The organism is Salinivibrio sp. SS2 (genome assembly GCF_001722075.1).
Classification (GTDB): domain Bacteria; phylum Pseudomonadota; class Gammaproteobacteria; order Enterobacterales; family Vibrionaceae; genus Salinivibrio; species Salinivibrio proteolyticus.
Genome location: NZ_MEBP01000012.1, coordinates 1 through 25,151, shown reverse-complemented (window position 1 = coordinate 25,151; position 25,151 = coordinate 1). Strand labels below are relative to the sequence as shown.

Here is a 25,151-nt window from a genome sequence, read left to right as displayed (position 1 = left end):
ATTACTCGACGTTAATCACCGAGCCGCAACAGAGCCTCGTCGGTACGCCCAGACCATCATGAGCGCCCCGGCAACGACCATCGGCAATGATAATAACTGCCCCATGCTGAACAAGTCACCAAACAATCCAAGATGCGCATCCGGCTCACGGAAGTATTCGACGATAAAGCGGAACGTGCCATACCCGACTAAGAATAATCCCGATACCGCCCCCATAGGACGAGAACGGCGAATAAACAGATTGAGGATCACAAACAACGCCACCCCTTCGAGTGCAAACTCATAAAGCTGGGAAGGGTGACGCGGCCAAGGACCGCCGGTGGGGAAGATCATCGCCCAAGGCACATCGGTAACACGCCCCCAAAGTTCACCGTTAATAAAATTGCCTAACCGCCCCGCGCCTAAACCGAAAGGAACGAGCGGCGCAATAAAATCAGCCACGGTGAAAAAATGACGTTGGGTTTTACGCGCATACCATGCCATGGCCACGATGACGCCAAGCAAGCCGCCATGGAAGGACATACCGCCAGTCCACACTTTAAACAAGAATAAGGGGTCGGCAACAAACGCATCAAATTGATAAAACAATACGTAACCGATGCGACCGCCCAGTACGACGCCAAGAAAACCCGCGAACAGTAAATCGCTGACTTCCTCTTTGCTCCAACCACTGTTCGGTTTCGTAGCACGGTGATTGGCGAGCCATAGGGCAAACACAAAACCAACTAAATACATCAGTCCGTACCAGCGAATGGCAATCGGGCCAAGCTCGACTAATATCGGGTCTATCGACGGAAAGGTAATGTAACCTTCTGTCATGGATTCCATCCTTTACTTCAACAACATGCTTGCGCCGACAATAACAAGAAAGCCAGCAAAAATACGTTTTATTTGCCGCGTCGGAAGCCTTACCGCGAGCGTGGCGCCAACGCGTGTCATCAACACGGAAGTCGACACCACACCCAGCAAGGCGGGCAAATACAAATATCCGACACTGAGTGCGGGTAAGGGTTCCGTCTGTCGCCAGCCCAACCAAACAAAACTTACCATCCCAGCCAACCCGAGCACGGCGCCGCCAAGTGCAGAGCTGCCAATCGCTTTGTGCATCGTGACCCCACGCCAGTGCAAGTAAGGGACGGTAAAGGATCCGCCGCCAATGCCAGCCAAGCTTGATAGCGTACCGATCATGGTACCCGCCAGAGATATTCGCCATGGAGACGGTAAAGGGCGGAGGGTGACTTGGGGACGACTGAGCAACATTTGCATCGCCATGGTCAGCACGATGACGCCAAAGATACGTGGCAGCCAATCGGGTGGAAGTTTATCTGCCAATGAGGCACCTAATACGCCGCCTAGCATCATCCCTGGAACCAGGGCTCTGACCGCACGCATATCCACATTGCCCATACGAAAATGGCGCCACGCTGAGGCACTGGAGGTTAAGACAATGGTAGCCAACGATGTCGCCAGCGCCATCGGCATGACGATATCAGCAGACAGACCAAATAATGGCAGCAAAAAGCTTAACGCCGGCACCACCACCAAGCCACCGCCAATGCCAAGGAGCCCGGAGAGTGTGCCAACTAACGCCCCCAACAGCATACAAATAAACGCTAATAACAAGGTTGCGGTGGTGATCATCGCATCCGTCCAATTTGAACCAGCGCATCCAAACCTTGTCCGGCTAAAAAGCCTTCCATCTGGGTACGGACCTGTCCGGGTTCACTCAAACTAAGCATCTGCTCGGTTTGCTTTTGTAAGCGCGGTAAGGAAAGACGACTGAGCAAGTACTTAATCTTCGCCACATTACGCGTATTCATACTCAATTGGCGATACCCCAGCCCCACTAATAATGCCGCGCCCACCGGATCGCCAGCCAGTTCACCACATACGCTCACCGGCAATTGATGGCGATCACTGGTGGTCGCAATCAAACTCAGCGCATGAAGTACGGAAGGATGGAGCGCATCAAAGATGTTGGCGACGCGGGCATTGTTGCGATCCACGGCCAACAAATACTGCGTTAAATCGTTAGTGCCAACGGAAAGAAAATCGACTTCTTGCGCGATCCCATCGAGCTGATACAGCACCGAGGGTACCTCAACCATAATGCCAAGCAGCGGTTTCGCCAGAACTTCTCCCGCCAACTGTGCCTCTTGGCGTACTTCCTCAAACGCGCGCGCAATTAACGCTTTCGCTTCCAGCAATTCATTCACACCGGAGATCATCGGCAATAAGAGTTTCAAATTATCCAAACCCAAACTGGCACGCAGCATCGCACGCACTTGGATCAGAAAAATATCGGGATGATCTAAGGTAAAACGAATGCCGCGCCAGCCAAGAAACGGGTTATCTTCATCGACACTCAAATAGGGTAATGGCTTATCCCCGCCAATATCCAAGGTGCGCATCACCACCGGTTTATCTGGGTAGCTGGCTAAAATCGCACGGTATTGTTTGACCTGTTCGTCCTCGGAAGGAAAACGGCGCTGCATTAAAAAAGGCACTTCGGTCCGAAACAAGCCCACCCCATCGACACCTTGGTTGATGGCGATGCTACTGTCGGCGCTCAAACCAGCGTTCAAATGGATCTGGATACGGGTGCCATCTTGGCTTTTTCCAGGCGAGGCTAGTGCCGTATCTAAAGTCGATTGCAAACTGACTTCCGCTTGAACCAGCTGCTGATATTCCTTCAGCAAAGGTGCGGCGGGCTCAATCATCAACAGCCCTTTGTGACCATCCAAGATCACCGATTTATTATGGAGTCTTGGCGCGGAAAAGCTCACTCCCATCACCGCCGGAATACCAAGTGCCCTTGCCAATATGGCCGCATGGGAGTTCGCCGCGCCCTCTTCGGCTACGACCCCCGCGAGTAGCGCACGTGGAATAGAAGCCAGCATGCCAGCCGTCAGTTCACGGGCAAGCAAGACGATAGGTGACGAGATGGGTTGATGATTGCTCGAGGCTTCAGAAAGAAAATAGAGTAACCGCTGGCCGAGCTCCTTCACATCGGAAGCCCGTGCCTTAAGATAGGGATCATCCATGGACGCAAAACGGGATGAAAAGGTTTCCACCGTTTGTCGGACCGCCCACGCGGCTTCGTCGCCCTGTTGGATACGTAGGGTCATATCCTCGCGCAGCATAGGATCGTTGAGCAAATGGACAAATAAATCAAAGATCGCCAGTGCTTCTTTTTGTAGCTCCTTATCAAAGCGTTTTCTAAGGCGACGGAACTCCACTGACGCATCATCTAATGCGGCATCTAAACGATCGAGTTCTTTTTGAACATGCAAACAGCTGGCCGGTGCAATGTCCTCTAACCGTGGTTGAGAATCATCACACCATGCATTCGCAATTCCCACCCCAGGTGATGCGGGAACGCCTTCCAACAACACGGGTGACTGTGATGCATTCAGCCATCCGCCTTGTGCATCTGCATGGGCAAACACTACGGCCAGTTGCGCGGCGAGAGTGACAAGAAACGACTCTTCACTTTCGTCAAATTGACGCGGCTGGTGTTGCTGAACCACCAGTACGCCCAGTACCGTTTTACGATAGATAATGGGCGTACCTAGAAAAGACTGGAAGGCATCTTCCCCTGTGGCAGGGAAAGGTTTAAACGCGGGATGCTCGCGCGCATGGGCTAGATTGATCGGTTCTGCGCGCTCGCCAACTAATCCTACCAAGCCTTCACCAAAAGACAGTGAGACTTGCGCGGCAGGATCCAAGCCTTGAGTGGCCATCAGATCAAAGCTAGCTTGCTCGGGATTGGCAAGGTACACAGAGCAACACTCGGTATGCATCGCAACACAGGTTTGCTGCACTAGGGTTTGCAGCGCCTGATGAAGATCCGCCGATGAGGCTACGCTCTGAACAATATTTCTAAGCTGTGTCAGCACCGGCTTCCTCCTTAAACGTTACCCTCGCTTGTTCCGACGTCGAGGCTTACGCTCCTTAAAAGGCATTGCTAACGGCGCAAACTCTTTCATTGCACGGCGGTATACTTCGCGTTTGAAAGACACAACCTGACGTACCGGATACCAATAACTGACCCAACGCCAGCCATCAAATTCCGGGGTTCCCCCGCGGGACACATTCACTTTCGACTCATCGCATTCCAGCTTCAACAAAAACCATTTTTGTTTTTGCCCAATACAGACTGGCTTGGAGTCCCAACGCACCAAACGTTTCGGGAGCTTATAACGTAGCCAATGACGGCTAGTACCCAAGATGCGGACATCTTTTTTGGTCAGCCCCACTTCTTCGTAAAGCTCACGGAACATGGCTTGTTCGGGACTTTCCCCATCATCAATCCCGCCTTGCGGGAACTGCCATGAATGCTGACCATATCGACGAGCCCAGAGAACCTGACCGTGGCCGTTACATATTACTATCCCCACATTGGGACGATAGCCATCGCCATCAATCACTGGACGACCTCAATGATAAATCTCTACTGAGTCTGATTTTTTCACAAAAAGCCGCTAAGGGTAAACAAACATTGTGGATTAACCTGTGTTTTTGCGCACTCGTCGTCATCTGAGGATAACTTAGGGCCTAACAGGAAGTTATAAACATAGCAATGAGAGTTTGCGCACATTTATTCACGCTTTCTGTGGATAGATTTGTGAAGAAGCAACGAAAAAGTCTAAAACGTCATCAGCTCAAGATCAGTTAATCTGATTTATAATTAAACAAAAATAAAAATAACCCATATAAATCAGAATATTAAAAACATAGAAACCAGCAAAGATCCTTGTGGCGATCTTTCGATCATCCTTTGCACACAGATCGCTCAAAGATCCATCAGTTAGTAAATTATCCACATCGTTAGCGCAAAAATCCAACAATATCGTTAGTTACTCACCTAACACAGGTAAAAAGGGTACTGTATATATGATCATGGTCGTGATTTTTATACGCAACACTTATCTTTCTGTGGATAACTAAAGCGCTGCCAGATTGATCTTCACCATAAGGATCCTTGCGCCTCGCTCGACGCTTAACGATAATGCCGGTCATCTTATGCCAAACATTACCCGTTGCCGAAAAGCTATCTATATGCAGCCACCACAGTCCGAATCAGAACTCATGCAGCGTGCCGCTGATTTAGCCGGTTTTACGCTAGGGGAAATCAGCCACGAGCATGGGATCGCCTGTCCGGCCGATCTGAGCCGAGAAAAAGGCTGGGTAGGCATGTTGTTAGAAACCTGCTTGGGCGCGACGGCAGGAAGTAAGCCCGAGCAAGACTTTGCTCATTTGGGGATTGAGCTGAAAACGATCCCCGTTAACGCGCATGGCAAGCCACTCGAAACTACCTTTGTGTGTGTTGCGCCTTTGACGGGGATCAGTGGTGTACAGTGGGAACACAGCCATGTTCGGCACAAACTCTCTCGTGTTCTTTGGGTTCCGGTTGAAGGAGAACGCACCATCCCACTCGCAGAGCGACGCATTGGCACTCCCCTGCTCTGGTCACCCAGTCGAGAAGAAGACGCGCAGCTGCGTGCCGATTGGGAAGAGTTGATGGATTTGATTGCCTTAGGACGGGTGAATGATATTACCGCGCGTCACGGCCAGTATTTACAGCTGCGCCCCAAAGCCGCCAACAGCCATGCACTCACCGATGCGTTTGGGGCAAAGGGCGAACCGATCAAAACCCTACCGCGTGGCTTTTATCTGCGTACCCAGTTCACCCATCATATTCTAAGCCGATTTTTCGTCAGCTGACCGAACGGCCTAAAAGCGTATCGGCATGTCCTCTTTGCAGGGCGGTTGATCACCGGTGGCGAACTCGTCGTAAGGGTCGAACAAGCGCAATACACCCTGTTCAATCCCCAGCGCCTTTAAGCGGTCTCCCACTTGACCCACATTATCAAACTGCATCACTTCACCAGTATCATCGTCACGCAAAGGTTCGAGGTGGTGTTTCACCTCCACTTCAACGGAATATTTCGCACCACCGGCGTGGGCCATCACATAACACTGGGGGCAAGAGCGCGGGTCGGCGCGCATCCATGCCTTAAGTTGTCCATAGTTCATGATGCTCTCCTCGTTGTGATCTTTATCAGTAAAGAGCAGGATCGGAGAAACTGTCAAGCAAGACGCCACAACGCTTTTGCTGAGCAATAAAATTCTCTACTATGGAATGCCATAGGTCGATTGCAGACAAGGAGACAGGATGCAATACCACCGCCTGCCCCATTCCACCTTAGATGTCAGTAAAGTGTGCTTGGGCACCATGACCTTCGGTGAGCAAAACACCGAAGCCGATGCCCATGCGCAATTGGATTTTGCCCTTGAGCGCGGCGTTAATTTTATCGATACCGCCGAAATGTATCCGGTTCCGCCCAGCCAAGCCACCCAAGGCCGAACCGAGGCGTATATTGGAAGTTGGTTAGAAAAGTCGGGGAAGCGTGATCGTGTGATCTTGGCCACCAAAGTCGCTGGTCCACGCAACGTGCCTTACATTCGTGAGGATATGTCCCTCAATCGTCGCCACATTCATCAAGCCGTTGAAGACAGCTTATCGCGCTTAAAAACTGACTACATCGATTTGTATCAGGTGCACTGGCCACAGCGTCACAATAACTGTTTTGGCAAATTGAACTATCCGTATCAAGACGAGCACTCCGGCGTCACCTTGCTAGATACCCTGGATGCGTTAAATGATCTGGTGAAAGCCGGTAAAATCCGCTACGTCGGGGTATCAAATGAGACGCCTTGGGGCGTGATGAGCTATTTGCATTTAGCCGAAAAACATAGCCTGACGCGGATTGTATCGATCCAAAATCCCTATAATTTACTTAACCGTAGCTTTGAAGTCGGCCTATCTGAAATCAGTCATCACGAAGGCGTCGAGCTACTTGCCTACTCCCCCCTTGCCTTCGGTGCCCTCAGTGGTAAGTATTTGGGCGGCTCGCGTCCCTCTGGTGCGCGTTGTACCTTACATCAGCGTTTTTCTCGCTATTTTACTGAAGCAGGACAAAAAGCGACGCAGGAATACGTTGAGTTAGCCCGAGCGCACGGCTTGGATCCGGCGCAAATGGCGCTCGCTTTTGTCAACTCTCGCCCTTTTGTTGCCTCCAATATTATTGGCGCAACCACGCTAAAACAGCTAGAAAGCAATATCGACAGCCTCAATATTACCCTCAGTGAGGACGTCCTCGCGGGGATTGACGATATCGCTACTCGCTATCCAAACCCTTGCCCTTAAACGAGAAACGGCAGCCTTATTGGCTGCCGCGCAGAGGGTGATTAGATAGGGCGGCGTTTGCTCGCAAACGCCGCTTTCTGGGACCCATTACAGCCACCGCCATCGTCGTCGCCATGTCACAAGATAGCGTTTTGCCGCGAAATGCGTATTCACAGGCAACCCATCTTGGAGGTCGGCGATGATACCAATATCACGCTGTAAATGATGGTTCAATGCAACATTGGCAACTCGATAACGGTTTGCGTTGGTGCGGCGCTGACGACGTGCGCCAATACGAACAACAGCTTGCGCTAATGGGTATAAATATAGTTGAGTCATGATGGCTCTCCTTGTTGGTTAAAGGAGGCCACAGGCACAATACGTAGAGGTACTGCAATCTGGCCGCATTATGCCCGCGGCCAGTTACAATTGGTCGCAGAGTCAGATGTATAAGCGGGTATCTCGTGCGCAATGATTGGCACGACCCATCGCTGAGGCAAAGATGACACCCTGTTTTTGGCTCGGTATGTATGTCATGTTGCCTCCTAAATACACATGAATCTGCGTGACTTGAGGGTTTATTGTTCAATATCACGTCATTATATTCAATAACTTATTCGAATATTGTGCAAATTTAACGCAATGCTCTGCTATCATTTTTATCAACCTTGTATTTGCACTGCTCTGGTTAACAAGGCTGTGACATAAATAGATAATTATTCTGTTCCTATCTCAGCATCAGCCGTCACTTTCATTCCCTTCGTGCCCTAAACTCATCGAACGGGCGATAAGTAAACCTTTGAGGCAATAAGCTGTTGGCGCAACGCTTGCAGTGCTATCCCCATGGCCTGCTGAGGCAACCAAACCAAATCGACAAAAAGCTCCCAGCTATCTTGAGTAAGATCGGAAGGCAAAATCACTAACTCACCTTGTTGAACCGCCGTTTCCACCAGTGAGAAAGGCAGTTCCGCCCAACCAATCCCCGCCTCAACCAAACGCAATGCCACACTCAAATTTTCTGTTCGCCATGCACTGTCTGCATATTGCCAACGCGGCGCCGCGTGCCTATCTCGTCCGGCCACCACAATTTGGCGATGCTTCACAATTTCAGGCCAATCAAAGTGCGTTAACCGCGCGAGTGGATGCTGAGCACTGCAAACCGCACACATTCGCATCATCTCAAGGTTATGAAATTCAAAGGCTGTCGGCAGCTGTTGTTCCTGAACCAGTAGCCCTAATTGCGCGCGCCCTTGCTCAAGTAAACTAATCACATCCACATAAGCGGCGGTGAGAATTTCAATTTCGACCTGTGGAAATTGCTGTTCAAACGCCGCCAGACGCGCAGCAATACTGGGCGAGATCGCGGCAGACTCTGCAGCAATAGTGAGACGGGTTTCGACTCCGGTTGCAAACGCATCGGCGCTGGCTTGAAGACGCTGCATTTCGGTTAAAATTCGCTTCGCTTTGCCCAGCAGTGCCTCACCTTGCTCTGTCAGCACCGGGTAGCGCCCTTGACGATCGAATAACGTTACCGCCCAATCAATCTCTAGATTCGCGACCGCGGTGCTGACCACAGATTGTGCTTTACCCAGCTTTCTCGCCGCCGCAGAAAAGGAGCCAGTCTGTGCTGTCGTCACAAACGCGGCTAATTGATCCAATGAAAACGCCATCAAGCTCTCCCGAGAATTATTATCTATCTATTTATACGATAGTTACTAACTTATATACATCGATTTTACCTATACAATAGCCCGGAAGCTCGATAGTAGGCGAAACGGAGTCTTCTCCCTAGCGTCGCCACTATCGGTCGCGAATAACGTAAATTGATTGTGTTGTGTGAGGTTGTAATGCGAACAAAAGCCGACCGCTGGCGTCATGCCATTGGCTTTGAATTAATAGGCCTAATTCTAGTGGTAGTCGGGCTCAATTTTATATTGGGGGCTGATATCGGCCACTTGGGAGTGATGGGCGTACTGTTTTCCGTGATCGCGACGGGTTGGAACTATGTGTATAACATCCTGTTTGATAGAGTCATGCTCGCGATGCGAGACAGTGTCCTCAAAACCCTGCCAATCCGAATCCTGCACGCCGTGCTTTTTGAAGCTGGGCTTTTGGTGGTCACCATTCCGTTTATTATGTGGTGGCTCTCGATGACCCTCTGGCAAGCCGTGGTGATGGATTTAGGTATGGTTGTGTTCTACTTGTTTTACGCCTTTGTCTATAACTGGGTCTATGATCAAGTCTTTCCGATCCCTTCCCATTCTCCCCAAGCGTAATGGTCAGGCTGCACGGAAGCAGCCCAGCTCAATCTTTCTATTGACGAAATGTGCGAGGGGTCGGGATCAAGTTATGTTTGTTGAGCAAGCGATACATGGTGGCTCGCGACACGCCCAACTCTCTCGCCGCTGCCGACACCTGTCCTTTGTTCGACTCAAGTACCGCAATCAATGCATCGCGCTCTGACTCTTCGCGTATTTTGCGCAGACTTTGTTTGTAGTCCCCTTGGCGAGGTAAATCGAGATGTTCCGCTTCGATGACCAAGTGATCGGCAAGAAGCACAGCCCGTTTGACTTGATTGATTAACTCCCGCACGTTCCCCGGCCATGAATAGGCGCTTAATACACTCTTGGCTTCCTCTGAAAACGTTCGCGCTTGGGTATTATATTGACGGGCAAATTTAAGCAGAAAATAGTCGGCTAAATCAGTAACATCGGCTTGCCTATCTTTCAACGACGGCATGTTAATACGCAACACATTCAGCCGGTAATACAGATCTTCGCGGAACAATCCTTCAGCGACCCGCTTCTCTAAATCCATATGGGTTGAGGCGATAACACGCACATCCAGATCACGATTGTACTTGTCGTGATTGATATCCAGCATCCCCTCTTGCAATAAATGCAATAAATGGCTTTGTAAGTGCAGCGGTAAGTCACCGATTTCATCAAAGAATAAGGTGCCTTTGTGGCATTGGCGTATTTTTCCGGGCGTCTCGTCATCACCCAATAATTCTTGCTGCATTTGCTCGTCGGCCAATGCCGAGCATTTAATCGACTCAAACGGGCCTTTGGCGCGGGTAGAGGCGTTATGAATCGCCAGTGCGACCAACTCTTTACCTGTCCCACTCTCACCGGCCACCAGCACAGACACATCGGTCGGCGCGACACGTCGCACCTGATCTCGCAGCTTTTTCATCGCAGGGCTTTTGCCTTCCAAGCCCATATCACTGTGATCGCCCAGATGGGGCCACACCTGACGCTCCAAACGCAGCATCCCCAATTGGTGACCAATGGTGCTCATCAACTGTGAGTTCGGCACTGGCGAGGTGAAGTAATCAATGCAAAAGCTGACAATAAACTGGCAGATTGCTTCATTCCCCAATTGCTCTTCGCGTACCAAGGCCAACCAACGCACTTGCTTGTTACGGTTAACCATAGACGCGACGCCATTGAGGCTAAAATCATCGTGGCTTAAGTCAACAATACCAATACAGGGGCCAATGTCTTGCAACAAAGATTGCGCTGCGCGCAAGTCATAACAACGATGACACCGCCAGCCTGCTTGTTCCAGGGTTGCTATCCAAGGCTCATACGGGCCCCCGACGACCACCAATGAGCTCAAGTTTGTTTCACTCCCTGTGTGTAATCCCATAACCTCTGCCTTACATCCAGTCTGTGATACTGCGGAAGAACCAAAGCCCCATTATAAGGAGGCTCAGTCCTGATTCTGTCTCAATAAAGAGACATTGAGTAGGTCAGAATACGTATAATTTTAGTCACTCGTCGCAAAAAGCAGCATAAAATAAGGCTTTTAGCGCGGGCATGATTCCGCTGATAGAAAAAAAGCGGCTCGAAAGCCGCTTTTTCATCAAACCTAACGATTTAGCCGTTTTGCTGTGGGCGCATCGCTGGGAATAGAATAACGTCACGGATGGTATGCGTGTTGGTAAACAGCATCACTAGGCGATCAATACCAATCCCCTGTCCTGCCGTTGGTGGCAAACCATGCTCAAGCGCGTTGATGTAGTCTGCATCATAGTACATAGCTTCATCATCGCCCGCGTCTTTCGCTTCCACTTGGGCTTTAAAGCGTGCGTCTTGATCTTCTGCGTCATTCAGCTCCGAGAAACCGTTCGCCACTTCACGGCCACCGACAAAGAACTCAAAGCGATCGGTTACAAACGGGTTATCATCGTTGCGACGTGCCAGTGGTGAAATATCTGCAGGATACTCAGTGATAAAAGTTGGCTGAATCAACTGAGGCTCAGCGGTTTCACCAAAGATTTCTTCCATCAGCTGACCAGCCGTCCAGAATGACTCCACACTGATTTTCAGTGATTTAGCAATCGCCGCGAGGTGATCACGGTCTTGCGCATTCTCGTAGGTCAGAGCTTGGATCTCAGCATGATCAGGGTTGTACTGCTTGATCGCATCCAGCATGGTCATGCGTGGGTATGGACCGGCAAAGTTAATTTCATGCTCGCCATATGGCATCACAGACTGCCCCAGAACCTCGAGAGCAACACGCGATAGCATGTCTTCGGTCAAGTCCATCAAATCATTGTAATCCGCGTACGCCATATAGAATTCCATCATAGTGAATTCTGGGTTATGACGAGGCGACAAGCCTTCGTTACGGAAGTTGCGGTTAATCTCGAACACACGCTCAAAACCACCCACGACCAAACGCTTGAGATAAAGCTCTGGCGCCACACGCAAGTACATATCAATGTCTAGCGCATTGTGGTGAGTGATAAATGGACGTGCAGTCGCGCCCCCAGGGATGACATGCATCATCGGGGTTTCTACTTCCATAAAGTGTTTTTCTACCATGTAGTTACGGATAGCAGTCACTACACTGGAACGGATTTGAAACGCCTGACGCGATTCTTCGTTGACGATCAAATCTACATAGCGCTGACGATAGCGCAGCTCTTGATCAGCCAAGCCATGGAATTTTTCAGGCAATGGACGCAAGGCCTTGGTCAGCAACTGGTAGCGCTCCATATTGACATACAGATCGCCTTTGCCGGATTTGTGCAGCGCACCGTGTACACCAATGATGTCACCGATATCCAAGCCGTGGTATTCGGCCTTCAGTGCCTTTTGAACGTCTTTAGAGGCATAGGCTTGAATACGGCCCGAGACGTCTTGTACCACCAAGAAAGGACCACGTTTCGCCATGATACGGCCTGCGATGGTCACTTTATGATCGAGCGCTTCTAGCTCAGCTTTTTCTTTTTCGCCAAATTCAGCTTGTAGGTCCGCAGCAAGGTGCTCGCGACGGAAATCATTCGGATGACCGTTCGCCTTGCAGTTTTCACGGATGTGATTCAGTTTGGCGCGACGCTCGGCTATCAGCTTATTTTCGTCTTGTAACTGGTCAGTCATAGAAAACCCTTTACTCAAAGTCGTGATTACAGGCCAGATTTGAGGCTGGCTTCAATAAATTTATCCAAATCGCCGTCAAGTACGGCCTGTGTATTACGGTTTTCAACCCCGGTGCGCAAGTCCTTGATGCGTGAGTCATCCAGCACGTAGGAACGGATCTGGCTTCCCCAGCCGATATCTGACTTCGCGTCTTCGTTGGCTTGTTTTTCCGCGTTTTGCTTTTGCAACTCAAGCTCAAACAGTTTGGCGCGAAGTTGCTTCATCGCTTGGTCTTTGTTTTTATGCTGCGAACGGTCGTTCTGGCACTGCACCACCGTATTGGTCGGCACGTGAGTAATACGAACCGCAGACTCTGTGGTGTTAACGTGCTGACCACCTGCGCCAGACGCGCGATACACATCGATGCGCAGATCGGCAGGATTGATGTCGATGGCAATATCATCGTCAATTTCAGGGTAAACAAACGCAGACGCAAACGAGGTATGGCGGCGACCACCCGAATCAAACGGTGACTTACGAACCAAACGATGCACCCCGGTTTCGGTACGTAACCAACCGTAGGAGTATTCACCTGTAATGCGCACGGTGGCAGACTTTAAGCCGGCGACTTCACCTTCAGACACTTCAATGACTTCCGCTTTAAAGCCTTTCGCATCGGCCCAACGCAAGTACATGCGTAACATCATGTTGGTCCAATCTTGCGCTTCTGTGCCGCCGGAACCGGCTTGCAGATCGATATAGCAATCTGACGCATCGTGTTCACCGGCGAACATACGGCGAAATTCCAGCTTCTCAAGCTTGGCTTCTAAGTCGGCAAGCTCTGGCTCGACTTCATCAAAGGTTTCTTGATCGTCTTCTTCAACGGCGAGCATCAAAAGCTCGTTAACATCCTCACCACCTTGGGTGAGTTGGTCAATGGTTTCAACCACAGCTTCCAGCGAGGCACGTTCTTTGCCCAGTGCTTGTGCGCGCTCAGGTTCGTTCCAGACGTCTGGTTGTTCTAATTCGGCATTAACTTCTTCTAGACGCTCTTTCTTGGCATCGTAGTCAAAGATACCCCCGAAGAACATCGGTGCGTTCAGCGATGTCCGCGAGGCGGTTTTTGATTGGATTGATCTCAAACATGGTCAAGCATCTTCATTTGCGGAAATTTAACCGCCGAATTTTAGCGAATTGTGGGGTCAATAAACAGGGCACGACGGAAAAAGCCGCACAATTAAGCACTCTCCAGATGAGAAACAATCAATTGCGCACTGCGATTACCACGAAACTCGTTAATATCCAGCCGGTAGACTAACCGCATCTGCTTCACACTCGGGTCCGGCCAACGGCGCACATCGATATTAAACGCAATTGCATCAATCATGGCACCACCGTCTGGATGCTCCACCATTAATTTCAGATGCTTACTGCCAACCAGCTTTTGCTGTAACACCTTAAATGTGCCATCAAATTGCGGCTCCGGAAATCCTTGTCCCCAAGGTCCCCCCGCCTGGATAAGCTCCGCGGTTTCGATGCTCAAGTCACGACTCGACAGTTCCCCATCACTGAGTAGTACGCCTTTGAGATCATCCTCGCTAACTGCCTCACGTACTTGCGTATCAAACAAACGAGCAAAACGCTCAAATTCACTCTCATCGATAGTCAGCCCTGCCGCCATGGCATGCCCGCCAAACTTTTTGATCAAGCCGGGATGCTGAGTATCGATCCGATCCAGCGTATCGCGCATGTGCAATCCTGGAATCGAACGCGCCGAGCCTTTAATGGTGCCATCGCCCCCATCGGCAAAAGCGATCACGGGACGATGAAACTGCTCTTTCAGACGCGAGGCTAAAATACCAATCACGCCTTGATGCCAATCTCGCTGAAAGAGTGCGAGGCCAACGGGTAAGTCTTGTTCGCTTTTTTCAGCAATCAAGCGCTCACACCATGCTACCGCTTCTTGCTTCATCCCGGCTTCAATTTCTTTGCGGGTTTGATTAAGTGCGTCCAACTCCGCGGCCATGCGTCGCGCGGCGTGGATATTGTTGCTCAGTAATAGCTCCACCCCAAACGACATATCATCCAGTCGCCCCGCCGCGTTGATCCTTGGGCCTAAAGCAAATCCAAAGTCGCTGGCCACCAAGGTCGCCATGTTTCGGTTCGCGACTTCGATCAGTGCCTGAATACCGGGGCAACATCGGCCTGCCCGAATGCGCTGTAAGCCTTGGTGCACCAAGATACGGTTGTTGGCATCCAATGCCACTACGTCAGCCACCGTCCCCAATGCAACCAAATCAAGCAGTTCCGCCAAGTTCGGTATCGCAATGCCTTGTTGCTCAAACCAACCTTGTTCACGCAAATGGGCCCGCAATGCCAGCATCAAATAAAATGCCACCCCGACACCGGCAAGGGCTTTGGACGGGAAGCCACAGTCATTTAGATTAGGGTTTACCATCGCATCTGCGTCGGGAAGCTGCTCTCCAGGTAGGTGGTGATCGGTCACTACCACTTGCATGCCTAGCGCTTTGGCATGCGCGACTCCGGCCAACGATGACACACCATTATCAACGGTCATGATGAGATCAGCGTCACGCTCAGCCGCTTGATCGACGACGTCAGGACTCAGTCCATAACCATCGTCAAAACGGTTGGGCACTAAATAATCGACCCGCGTTGCACCCATCATGCGAAGCGCCTTTACCGAGAGCGCCGACGAGGTCGCACCATCAGCGTCAAAGTCTCCCACAATCATAATCGACTTGTGGGTTGCGATCGCCTCCGACAGTAGTGCGACAGCGCCTTCGATACCGGTTAACGCTTGGTATTGATGCAAGCCTGCCACACTGCGGTTTAACTCACTGTCTTCGCGCAGTCCTCGGTTGGCATACAAGCGTTGTAGTAAAGGGGGAATATCATCACTAAAGGCCGGCGTAACCGTCGGCATTCGTCGTTTTATCTCTATCATGGAAAATCACCAATCAGGGTTAGCCGCGTGGATGATGAGTTTGATGCAGCTGCTTCAAGCGCTCAGTCGCAACATGGGTATAGATTTGGGTCGTCGAGAGGTCGCTATGGCCAAGTAACATTTGTACCACACGCAAATCAGCACCGTGATTGAGCAGATGGGTGGCAAAGGCGTGGCGCAACACATGCGGGGAGAGCGCGTCGCTATCAATCCCTGCCAGCTGAGCGTAATACTTAATCCGGTGCCAAAACGTTTGGCGTGTCATCTGTCGCGCCCGTTTACTGGGGAAAAAGACATCGGTACTGGTTTCGCCAAGCAGCACAGGCCGGCTGTGCGCCAAATAATGCTCCAACCAGTCTACCGCAGTTTCTCCCATCGGCACCAAGCGCTCCTTGTCGCCTTTACCGACCACACGGACCACCCCTTGCCGTAAACTCACATTTTCGGTGGTCAAGCCCACCAGCTCAGTGACACGCAACCCCGTGGCGTAAAGCAACTCAAGCATGGCTTTGTCGCGCAGCTCCAGCGGATCGTCGGTATTGGGCGCATCGAGTAATGCATCAATTTGATCTTCACTGAGATCTTTCGGCAAGCGTTTCGGTTGTTTAGGGCTAATTAAGGTGGCACTCGGATCATCCGGACGCAGTTTTTGACGGTATAGATATTGGAACAAACGACGCAGTGCCGACACCATACGGGCTCGGCTGCTGGGCTGGTAGGCTTGTTCGTGCAACCAGTACTGATAATCCTGCAAGTCCTGTTTACTCACCGACAGCAATGCACGGCTATCAAGCCAGTGGCAGAGCTTGAGCAAGTCATTCCGATAAGAGCCGAGGGTGTTTTCCGATAGCCCCCGCTCCATCCACATGGCATCGAGGAACTGCTCGATTAATTCAACATTCTTGTTCACATTCAGCCTGCTTATTGGGGAAAACTCGAATAATAACGGCGCCACACGCGACTTAGCGCGGGTCATTATACAAAATGTCGGCGCCGCTTGCTGGATCAAATTACCCACCAGCAGGTAAACTGCAGGTAATCAAACCAAATGAGTCAAACTATGAGAATCGGTCTGTTTTATGGCTCAACCACCTGTTATACCGAAATGGCAGCGGAAAAGATCCGTGACTTTATCGGCGACGATTTGGTTGAGTTGCACAACGTCAAAGAAACGCCGCTGGCCAAAATGGCAGAGTATGACTTGCTACTTCTCGGCATTTCAACTTGGGACTTCGGTGAGCTGCAAGAAGATTGGGAAGCCGTTTGGCAAGACATTGATAGTCTGCAACTGCAAGGCAAAGTGATTGCATTATTTGGCCTTGGCGACCAAGAAGGCTATGCCGAATGGTACCTCGATGCCATGGGCATGCTCCACCAGCAGCTGCAAGGTAGTGGTGCGCAATTTATTGGCTATTGGCCCACCGAAGGCTACCGCTTTGATGCGTCTAAAGCCGTGACAGACGATGGAAAACAGTTTGTTGGCTTGGCCCTAGACGAAGACAGCGAGTACGACCTAAGCGACGAACGGATTCACACCTGGTGCGAGCAAGTTTTGGTTGAATACCAAGCGTTACTCGAACAGGCCTGATACCTCGCCTGTTGATACAAAAAAACCGCGCCTGAGCGCGGTTTTTTTATTGGATAAGGTCGTTACGCTTGCGCGAACTTGTCCGAACTGGTCCCAAGCCATTTCGCCACGATCATGGCCGCCACGGTCGGGAGCAACCATGCCATGCCGACATCGAACAATGGCAGGAAGTTAAAGGCGCTCATATCCACACCCATCACTTTCACCGCATCGAGTAGGCTAAATAACAAGGCCACGCCAAGTACGACACGATAACCCAATGCTGGGTTTGGCAACCAACGACGGATAAAGGTCAAACCGATCAAGGCAATCGCAACCGGATACAGGGCAAACAATACCGGCACTGAGATCGCGATCAGTTGTTTAAGGCCCACATTTGCAACAATTGCACAGGCTAAAGACACCACAACCACCCAGCGGCGATAGGTCCAACGGGTCAAGGTGCTAAAGTAATCGGCGCAGGCGCTTACCAAGCCAATCACTGTAGTGAGACAGGCCAAGCCAATAATCGCCGCCAAAATCATTTGCCCCACAGGACCAAACAATGCATTGACGTAGGCGGCCATGATTTCGCCACCATTTTGGGTCCCAGCAGCCACTTCACTGGCAGTCGACCCCAAATAGAACAGAGAAATATAAACAAACGCCAAGCCGGCTGCCGCAATCACGCCTGCGTAAATCAGATACATACAGGTAGTTTTATTGTCTTCGATGCCTTTTTTGCGAATCACATCGACAATCAGCATACCGAACATCAGGGCCGCAAAGGTATCCATGGTGTTGTAACCTTCGAGGAAACCTGTGGTCAGCGCATTGTTCACATAGGCGCCTTGCGCAGCTGCCACGTCACCCTGAGGATTGACAATTACAGCAATCGCGAGAATTGCCAACGCCGCGAATAGCAGTGGAGTCAGTAGCTTACCAATCGAGTCTATTAATTTGCCCTGAGAGAGTGAGAAAAACATAGCAACGGCAAAAAAGACGATAGAGAAAGCGGTCAGTTCGACTTGGCCTGGCTCGAGCAAAAAGGGCTTAAAGCCAATTTCGTAAGCAACGAGCCCAGCACGAGGCGCAGCAAAAGCAGGACCGATAATGATAAAAATCAGCACCGCCATTAACGTGGCGAGTCCAGAGGGTAAATCACGCGTCAGGCCTTTCCAGCCGCCGCCAGCGATGGCAACCGCAATGATACCAACCAGCGGGAGACCAACAGCCGTGATCAAAAAGCCCGTCATGGCGGATGTGAAGTGTTCACCGGCTAGCATGCCAGCTTGAGGCGGGAAGATGATATTCCCTGCGCCTAAGAAAAAGGCGAAGGTCATAAAACCTAACGCTAAAATATCAACTAATTTTAAACGCTTAGTCACGATTAATTCCTACAGCTTTAGATGGTGTTTGCAATGAGTAATGATTCGCCCAGCTGAAACCTAGATTTATAATATTTTGTTTCATACAACGGGCAGAATTTAGAATAATGAACAAGATCGCCATCACAGTAAAGCCATAGCAGCAAAACCTTGTGATCTTCTGTTTTAAAAGTAACAGTTAGCTCAATAAACTGGCTGTGATGTTAAAAGCGATATTTTTTAACAGCCTCAACCAGTAACAGATTGATTACAAAATAGTAAAAAACACTGCTCTGTGGGCAGGATGAATCAAGCGGATAAAGGCAACCCAGTGAGCGAATTTCGATTCAAACAATTTAGCGTGACTCAAGACAACTGTGGGATGAAAGTCAGTACCGATGGGGTATTGCTGGGCGCTTGGGCTGACCCCAAACAAGCGAAAAATAGCCTCGATATTGGCACAGGAACCGGCCTTCTGAGCTTGATGCTTGCGCAGCGTTTTCAACATTTATCGCTCACCGCCATCGAATACGATCCCGCCGCTTATGCCTGTGCAACCCAAAACGTAAGTGCCTCCCCCTTTGCAGCGCAAATTCAACTACGACAAGGCGACATTACACAGTGGCACACGTGCACACGCTTTGAGCACATCGTATGTAACCCTCCCTATTTTACCAGCGGACAAACCGCACGCGATGCCAAGCGTGCCACGGCTAGGCATGCACACACATTGACGCATGAGGCGCTGCTTCACGTGCTCGCGGAGCGGTTAACCCCAAGCGGATGTGCCGATCTTATCTTGCCCGTTACCGAAGGCGAGCGATTGATTGCCGATGCGACACAATATGGTCTGCACCTACATCGTCAGGTGTACGTTCACCCGACCCCTAGCAAATCCGCATCACGATTACTTTTCACCCTCAGCCCCACGACGCATCCATTGATCTCTGATACGCTAGTGTTACGTGATGACCATAACCACTTTACCCCCGCGTTTGCTGCATTAACGCGCGATTTTTACCTAAAATTGCCTTAGTCAGTACACACCTTTCTGGTGGTCACTCGGTATGATCTATTTACTGATACTCTGCATATCGACGCGATTTACGTATATAATGCCGCTCTTAACTGTCCTTGGAGAACAACCCTGTGCGAAGCTTTGCCGAACTTGAGCTCGATCCTGAATTGCTCAGTGCCCTCGACGATATGGGCTATCAACGTCCAACGCTTATCCAATCCGAGGTTATCCCCCACGGGATGGATGGACGCGACATTTTAGCCTCTGCGCCAACAGGTACAGGCAAAACCGCCGCCTTCTTGTTGCCTATGCTACAGCACTTGCTCGACTTTCCTCGCCAAAAGCCTGGACCGGCGCGCGTGCTGATTTTGACCCCCACTCGAGAGCTCGCGATTCAGGTCGCTGACGAAGCGCGTGCCTTGGCAGTCAACACAGAGCTCAAGATTTTCACCATCACCGGTGGTATTTCTTATCAAGATCATGCAGAACAGTTAGGCAAAACACAGGATATCGTTGTCGCCACACCGGGGCGACTCATGGAGTACATCGAGGCAGAGCGCTTCGACTGTCGCGCCATCGAGTGTTTAGTGTTAGATGAAGCCGACCGCATGCTCGATATGGGATTTGCCAGTGCGGTAAACCGTCTCTCCGATGAATGTCAGCGTCGCAGTCAAACCATGTTGTTTTCCGCCACACTTGAAGGTCGCGGCGTCACTGGATTTACCGAAAGCTTGTTGACCGACCCTGAGCTTATCAATGTGGAGCCACCCCGCCGAGAGCGCAAAAAAATCACCCAGTGGTATCACCGCTGTGACGATCTCGCGCATAAACGCGCCTTGCTGAAACATATTCTTACCGAGCAAGCCGAGCGCGCCATTGTGTTTGTCAAAACACGCGAGCGTTTAGCCGATCTGCGTGATTACATGCAGTCACAACAACTGGATTGTGCGTGGATCCAAGGTGAAATGCAGCAAGCCAAACGCAACAATGCAATTAGCCGGTTTAGTGAAGGTAAAGTGAACGTCTTACTGGCCACCGATGTCGCCGCACGCGGTATTGATGTGCCAGATATTACTCACGTGATTAACTACGACTTACCGCGTACCGCGGATGTCTACTTACACCGCATTGGTCGCACCGCACGCGCGGGTAAAAAAGGCTCGGCCTTATCATTGGTAGAAGCCCATGATCAGCCGATGATGGAACGTATTTCGCGCTACATGGATGAAGATGTTAAAGAGCGCACCATTGATGGCCTGAAGCCAAAACATAAAAAAGCAGAGCATAAGAAGAAAAAGAAGAAGCAAACCGGTAAAAAAGCTATTTCTGCTAAAAAGCCGAAAAAGCGTAAAAAGAGCTAGACAGCCCTTACCTGCTGAGACTGCTTGATTGTCCATCGCTTATATGAAGGAGGCCGCATAAGGCCTCCTTTTGTTTTGTTATCCCGCCTATTTTTCTGAACACAAAACGATCAGATTCACACATCAAAAAGTCAAATGACACAAAATATTAACAATTGAGCACCAAATCAGTTTAAGATGCGGGTGGATAAAAAAACAACATGATGCAAACACAGTAGAAGGAACTCACTATGCAATCGTTTGTCGATTTCTTAAACAGCATCATTTGGAGTCCAGCGCTGATCTATACCTGCTTAGGTGCCGGCCTGTTCTACTCCATTTTGACGCGTTTCGCACAAGTCCGTCACTTTTCAGAAATGTGGCGCTTACTCTTCTCCAATAAAAGCTCAGCAAAAGGGATTTCGTCCTTCCAAGCACTCGCCGTCTCACTCTCGGGACGTGTCGGTACCGGTAATATCGCAGGGGTTGCTGCCGCAATTGGATTTGGTGGCCCAGGTGCGGTGTTCTGGATGTGGGTCGTCGCCTTTCTCGGTGCTGCGACCGCGTATACAGAGTCAACCCTCGCACAAATTTATAAAGAAGAGGATAACGGTGAGTTTCGCGGCGGTCCGGCCTACTACTTTGAAAAAGCGTTAGGTCAAAAGTGGTACGCCATTTTATTTGCGTTCGCGACCCTACTTGCATGTGGTGTGATGCTGCCGGGCGTGCAATCCAACGCCATTGGTAACGCAGTAGAAACCGCCTTTGGTTCTGGGGCTATGGTTGATACCGCGATGTTTGGCGCCCTAGAGGTGTCGAAAGTCATCACCGGTGCCTTTATTTCGGTTGTACTTGGCTTCATCATTTTTGGTGGTGTAAAGCGTATTGCCCACTTTACTCAAATCGTTGTGCCATTTATGGCGCTTGCTTACATCATCATTGCGTTCGTGATCATCTTGCTGAACATCAGCGAGATCCCTGGTGTAGTTGCTATGATCATTGGCGATGCCTTTACACCGATGGCAGGTGCCGGTGCAGCGATTGGCTGGGGTGTAAAGCGTGGTGTCTACTCTAACGAAGCCGGACAAGGAACAGGCCCTCATGCCGCCGCCGCTGCCAACGTCGAGCACCCAGCACAGCAGGGTTTAGTGCAATCATTCTCCGTCTATATCGACACCCTGCTAGTTTGTTCTGCCACCGCGTTTATGATCATCATTACCGGAGCTTATAACGTACATGGTGCGGGTGACGCCTTTATCGTGCAAAACCTCGCGTCATCTGTCGCAGCAAACAGCCCTGAGTTTACACAGCTAGCGATTGAACAAGCGATGCCAGGCCTAGGTAAACCCTTTATCGCCTTTGCACTGTTCTTCTTCGCATTCACAACTATCTTGGCGTACTACTATATTGCCGAAACTAACGTTGCCTACTTGCGCCGTACCTTCAAAGTGCCCGGTATGATGTTTGCGCTTAAAATTGTGCTGATGTCAGCAGTGTTCTATGGGTGCGTACGTAGCGCGAACCTGGCGTGGGCATTTGGTGATGCTGGTGTCGGTCTGATGGCATGGCTCAACATTGTCGGTATTATCATTATCTTCTTTATTGGTAAACCGGCACTCAAAGCACTTAAAGACTATGAAGAACAACAAGCGAAAGGGGTTGAGACCTACACGTTCGATCCTGTGAAACTAGGGATTAAGAATGCAGACTATTGGGAACAACGCCTTGCTCGTCGCCAACAAACGCAAAGCGACCAAGCAGAAGATGGAAAAGGTAAGCCGGTGAATCCCACCGCGTAACCACCGCTTAGTTAGCCGCAATAAGGGCGCCCATCGGCGCCCTTTGTATTAATGAAGAGAGGCAGGATTAATCGTCAAGACGAAAAATAATATCTACTTGATCACGCACTTCCATCGTTGCATCTTGATAACTGGCTGCCACATCCGCGTTGGCGCCGCGCATTTCAGCCTGCATCATGACCGGGCGAGGCGAGCTTGAGCGATAGCGAATCTGCCATACGCCGTCCAGCTTCAACGCTAAACTCTCGGCCAGTGCGGCTGCTTTTTCACGTGCATCCTTCACCGCAGCCTCTCGGGCTTTCGCTTCTAACGCGGCATAATCACTGCTCGTCAGTTGAATATGGCTAATACGGTTTATACCATCGCCTAACGCACCATCCAGCACCGCGTTTAGATTAGTGAGATCATTTAAGGTCACCGTCACTTGACGCTCAGCGCGGTAACCCGTTAATTCTGGGGCTTTATCTTTGGGATACTGATAACGTGGTGACAAGTTAATATGCGCACTTTCTATTTGTTCACGCGCAACGCCTTGCTTATTCAGTCGGTTGATAAACTCAGCCACCGCCTTATCCGAAGCGAGTTTAGCGGCTTTGGCGCTTTTTCTTTCTGATACTACAGCAACATGGATCATCGCCATATCTGGCTTGGCTGTCACTTCACCGACCCCTGTGATTTCAAGATGGGGAAAATCGATACTAGCCATGGCGGCAGGCGCCATCACCAGTGCACTGGTCAACAGCACCATTGCTTTGAGTTTACGCATACGGTCTCCTTAAATGGGTTCACGATTTTACTGACACTCAGGTAAGACTCTCGATGAGCCAAAAGGCTCCCTGTGTTCAGTCAATTTCCGGTTAAGATTGCACTAATGCACGCTGTGCCGCTTGTTGGCAAGCATGGGTCATTTCCGATAACACACCACTTTCCATTGCCCAATAGTGCCAATAGAGATGACGGGCCTCGACTTTACCCGGCATCACATCGATCAAAGTCCCCTCCTCGAGCTGCTTTGATACCATTAAACGGGGTATTAAACAGTACGCCATGCTTTTACTTGCCATCGCGACAAAGGCCTCAGACGAGCGAACAATATGACGCCGCCACCCAGCGGCAGGCATCGCAAAATAGGACGCAAGAAAGTCCGCGTGCATATCATCATGTGCATCGAAAATGACGGCGGGTGCCGCCATTAAGGCCTCCCTATCAATCCCTTGGGAGAAATATCGCTGTGAAAATGCAGGGGTTGCCACACAGCTATAGTCCATGCGACCCAAATACAGGCAATCACATCCATGCATGGGTGTGGAGTCTGTGCTAATGGCTGCAATTGCCTCACCACTTCGCATCCGTTTCAAGGTGCGGCTCTCATCTTCAACTAGCAAATTGAGATCAATCGCTTGCGAGGCTAACAAGGGGGCGAGAGCCGGTAGCAACCATGTCGCGAGGCTATCAGCATTGGTGGCAATTGATACCGAGAGTACGGAGCCATCCGCGTCTGGAGCAAGCTCTGGCAATGTCTCTTGCTCCAAAAGCTGAACACGCCGGTACAAACCCAGTAAACGCTGCCCAATCGGTGTCAGCCGAGGCGGCTGCTCGCGAACCATCACAGGCTGCGCAATTTGTCGCTCCAGTTGTTTGATCCGCTGCGAGACCGCCGATTGGGTAATAAACAACGCCGCAGCGGCACGCTCAAATCCCCCTAAGGTGATCACCGCGTCTAACGCTTCTACGCCTCGATAGTCCATTCACACCCCCATAAGTTAGACTAATTAACCATAAATATAATTAAGTTCACTTAATAGCCATCCCTGCTTAAAGTGGGAGTCATACCTCGTGATAAAAGGATCAAACCGTGAGTAGTTTTTTTGTGGCATTCCAAGGCTTGGGGCTAAGCCTAACCATGATTATTCCTATCGGCGCACAGAATGCCTACGTGATTAACCAAGGGATCAGCCGTGAACATCATATGATCACCGCTTCCATTTGCTTTTTGTGCGATATCATACTGATTTCAAGTGGTATTTTTGGCGGAGGCGCACTACTGGCTAGCTATCCGGTGTTGCTCAACACCATTACATTAGCCGGCATCGCATTTTTAACTATGTATGCATGGCAATTTATTCAAAATGCTCGCCAGCCTGTCGAGAACGATGTATCCACGCCCACGATGAGCCGAGGTCGACGTGCCGTGATTATCGGCGCACTAGCCGTGACGCTACTCAATCCACATGTCTATTTGGATACAGTCGTTGTCCTAGGTGCCATTGGTGGACAGTTTGCCTTTGATGAGCGTGTTGCCTTTACGGTGGGCGCATTACTCGGCTCTTGCTTATGGTTTTATGGCTTATCCGCAGGGGCGGCGCGCTTATCTCCTTGGCTATCTACCCCGTCGATTCGCCGCCTGCTCGATATCTTAATGGCCAGTATGATGCTTTTTGTCGCGATAAAACTCGCTTTAGGTTTATACACGCGCCTCGTCGCAGGATAAAAAAACGGCACCCATTGGGTGCCGTTTCAGATTGCTGACG

23 protein-coding genes are annotated in these 25,151 nt (G+C 50.5%); 8 read left to right on the top strand and 15 right to left on the bottom strand.

Translation table 11 applies throughout. The features are described from left to right. Positions 1-15: 15 nt before the first annotated feature. Genes lgt through rppH form a run of 4 tightly spaced genes read right to left on the bottom strand, consistent with a single transcriptional unit; the run spans position 16 to position 4,430 of the window. Positions 16-819, bottom strand: coding sequence for a prolipoprotein diacylglyceryl transferase (gene lgt, locus BGK46_RS00770; protein ID WP_069586560.1), 804 nt, complete (start codon positions 817-819; stop codon positions 16-18). A gap of 12 nt (positions 820-831) precedes the next feature. Further along, on the bottom strand, positions 832-1,638 hold the full coding sequence (locus tag BGK46_RS00765; protein WP_139130703.1) for a sulfite exporter TauE/SafE family protein: 807 nt from the start codon (positions 1,636-1,638) through the stop codon (positions 832-834). Then, positions 1,638-3,899: a phosphoenolpyruvate--protein phosphotransferase gene (gene ptsP / locus BGK46_RS00760; RefSeq protein ID WP_069586558.1), complete on the bottom strand. Its 2,262-nt coding sequence runs from the start codon at positions 3,897-3,899 to the stop codon at positions 1,638-1,640. Before ptsP ends, BGK46_RS00765 begins: the two co-directional genes overlap by 1 nt. Positions 3,900-3,917: 18 nt before the next feature. After that, complete coding sequence (gene rppH / locus BGK46_RS00755) at positions 3,918-4,430, bottom strand: RNA pyrophosphohydrolase (RefSeq protein ID WP_069586557.1); 513 nt, start codon at positions 4,428-4,430, stop codon at positions 3,918-3,920. A 631-nt stretch (positions 4,431-5,061) separates the two neighbouring features. Between rppH and mutH the strand changes: the two genes are divergently transcribed. Further along, positions 5,062-5,727: a DNA mismatch repair endonuclease MutH gene (gene mutH / locus BGK46_RS00750; protein ID WP_069586556.1), complete on the top strand. Its 666-nt coding sequence runs from the start codon at positions 5,062-5,064 to the stop codon at positions 5,725-5,727. Between the two features lie 9 nt (positions 5,728-5,736). Here mutH and BGK46_RS00745 read toward each other — a convergent pair whose 3' ends face one another. Next, positions 5,737-6,039 carry a DUF6482 family protein gene (locus BGK46_RS00745; protein WP_069586555.1) on the bottom strand — a complete coding sequence of 101 codons (303 nt, stop codon included), beginning with the start codon at positions 6,037-6,039 and terminating at the stop codon, positions 5,737-5,739. A gap of 139 nt (positions 6,040-6,178) precedes the next feature. Here BGK46_RS00745 and BGK46_RS00740 point away from each other — a divergent pair, with 139 nt between their 5' ends. Next, positions 6,179-7,213: an NADP(H)-dependent aldo-keto reductase gene (locus BGK46_RS00740; protein ID WP_069586554.1), complete on the top strand. Its 1,035-nt coding sequence runs from the start codon at positions 6,179-6,181 to the stop codon at positions 7,211-7,213. Positions 7,214-7,300: 87 nt separating this feature from the next. On the opposite strand, the gene BGK46_RS00735 is transcribed toward BGK46_RS00740, so the two are convergent. Together BGK46_RS00735 and BGK46_RS00730 are read right to left on the bottom strand one after the other, a co-directional pair. Then, on the bottom strand, positions 7,301-7,531 hold the full coding sequence (locus BGK46_RS00735; protein ID WP_069586553.1) for a hypothetical protein: 231 nt from the start codon (positions 7,529-7,531) through the stop codon (positions 7,301-7,303). Between the two features lie 434 nt (positions 7,532-7,965). Continuing rightward, positions 7,966-8,862 carry a LysR family transcriptional regulator gene (locus BGK46_RS00730; RefSeq protein ID WP_069586552.1) on the bottom strand — a complete coding sequence of 299 codons (897 nt, stop codon included), beginning with the start codon at positions 8,860-8,862 and terminating at the stop codon, positions 7,966-7,968. A gap of 177 nt (positions 8,863-9,039) precedes the next feature. Between BGK46_RS00730 and BGK46_RS00725 the strand changes: the two genes are divergently transcribed. Further along, positions 9,040-9,468, top strand: coding sequence for a PACE efflux transporter (locus BGK46_RS00725; RefSeq protein WP_069586551.1), 429 nt, complete (start codon positions 9,040-9,042; stop codon positions 9,466-9,468). 37 nt (positions 9,469-9,505) lie between these two features. Here BGK46_RS00725 and BGK46_RS00720 read toward each other — a convergent pair whose 3' ends face one another. The 5 genes from BGK46_RS00720 to xerD form a co-directional block, all read right to left on the bottom strand. Then, on the bottom strand, positions 9,506-10,843 hold the full coding sequence (locus tag BGK46_RS00720; RefSeq protein WP_069586550.1) for a sigma-54-dependent transcriptional regulator: 1,338 nt from the start codon (positions 10,841-10,843) through the stop codon (positions 9,506-9,508). A 230-nt stretch (positions 10,844-11,073) separates the two neighbouring features. Beyond that, positions 11,074-12,582: a lysine--tRNA ligase gene (gene lysS, locus BGK46_RS00715; RefSeq protein ID WP_069586549.1), complete on the bottom strand. Its 1,509-nt coding sequence runs from the start codon at positions 12,580-12,582 to the stop codon at positions 11,074-11,076. Between the two features lie 26 nt (positions 12,583-12,608). Continuing rightward, positions 12,609-13,707, bottom strand: a protein-coding gene (gene prfB / locus BGK46_RS00710; RefSeq protein ID WP_139130702.1) for a peptide chain release factor 2 whose coding sequence is annotated in 2 segments (ribosomal slippage) — positions 12,609-13,631 and positions 13,633-13,707 — 1,098 coding nt in all. Because the reading frame shifts where the segments join, the coding sequence is not laid out codon by codon here. 91 nt (positions 13,708-13,798) lie between these two features. Next, positions 13,799-15,529 carry a single-stranded-DNA-specific exonuclease RecJ gene (gene recJ / locus BGK46_RS00705; protein ID WP_069586548.1) on the bottom strand — a complete coding sequence of 577 codons (1,731 nt, stop codon included), beginning with the start codon at positions 15,527-15,529 and terminating at the stop codon, positions 13,799-13,801. Between the two features lie 19 nt (positions 15,530-15,548). Further along, entirely contained in the window at positions 15,549-16,397 is an 849-nt protein-coding gene (gene xerD, locus BGK46_RS00700; RefSeq protein WP_240531951.1) for a site-specific tyrosine recombinase XerD, read from the bottom strand. 192 nt (positions 16,398-16,589) lie between these two features. Between xerD and fldB the strand changes: the two genes are divergently transcribed. Then, on the top strand, positions 16,590-17,117 hold the full coding sequence (gene fldB / locus BGK46_RS00695; RefSeq protein ID WP_069586546.1) for a flavodoxin FldB: 528 nt from the start codon (positions 16,590-16,592) through the stop codon (positions 17,115-17,117). Between the two features lie 62 nt (positions 17,118-17,179). On the opposite strand, the gene brnQ is transcribed toward fldB, so the two are convergent. Further along, a complete protein-coding gene (gene brnQ / locus BGK46_RS00690; RefSeq protein WP_077640931.1) occupies positions 17,180-18,484 on the bottom strand; it encodes a branched-chain amino acid transport system II carrier protein in 1,305 nt (434 codons plus the stop codon). A gap of 283 nt (positions 18,485-18,767) precedes the next feature. Between brnQ and BGK46_RS00685 the strand changes: the two genes are divergently transcribed. The 3 genes from BGK46_RS00685 to BGK46_RS00675 all read left to right on the top strand — a co-directional run bounded on the left by BGK46_RS00685 (position 18,768) and on the right by BGK46_RS00675 (position 22,620). Further along, on the top strand, positions 18,768-19,499 hold the full coding sequence (locus tag BGK46_RS00685; RefSeq protein WP_254659631.1) for a tRNA1(Val) (adenine(37)-N6)-methyltransferase: 732 nt from the start codon (positions 18,768-18,770) through the stop codon (positions 19,497-19,499). Positions 19,500-19,612: 113 nt separating this feature from the next. Next, complete coding sequence (gene srmB, locus BGK46_RS00680; protein ID WP_069586545.1) at positions 19,613-20,842, top strand: ATP-dependent RNA helicase SrmB; 1,230 nt, start codon at positions 19,613-19,615, stop codon at positions 20,840-20,842. A 230-nt stretch (positions 20,843-21,072) separates the two neighbouring features. Next, positions 21,073-22,620, top strand: coding sequence for an alanine/glycine:cation symporter family protein (locus tag BGK46_RS00675; protein WP_069586544.1), 1,548 nt, complete (start codon positions 21,073-21,075; stop codon positions 22,618-22,620). Positions 22,621-22,687: 67 nt separating this feature from the next. Here BGK46_RS00675 and BGK46_RS00670 read toward each other — a convergent pair whose 3' ends face one another. Together BGK46_RS00670 and BGK46_RS00665 are read right to left on the bottom strand one after the other, a co-directional pair. Further along, the gene (locus BGK46_RS00670; RefSeq protein WP_069586543.1) at positions 22,688-23,386 is read right to left on the bottom strand and encodes an oxidative stress defense protein; all 699 of its coding nucleotides are present in this window, start codon (positions 23,384-23,386) and stop codon (positions 22,688-22,690) included. Positions 23,387-23,477: 91 nt separating this feature from the next. Continuing rightward, positions 23,478-24,368 (bottom strand): LysR family transcriptional regulator ArgP, encoded by an 891-nt coding sequence (locus BGK46_RS00665; RefSeq protein ID WP_069586542.1) that lies wholly within the window; start codon positions 24,366-24,368, stop codon positions 23,478-23,480. A gap of 155 nt (positions 24,369-24,523) precedes the next feature. Here BGK46_RS00665 and BGK46_RS00660 point away from each other — a divergent pair, with 155 nt between their 5' ends. Further along, positions 24,524-25,111, top strand: a complete 588-nt coding sequence (locus BGK46_RS00660) for a LysE/ArgO family amino acid transporter (RefSeq protein ID WP_069586577.1) — start codon at positions 24,524-24,526, stop codon at positions 25,109-25,111. Positions 25,112-25,151 lie beyond the last annotated feature (40 nt).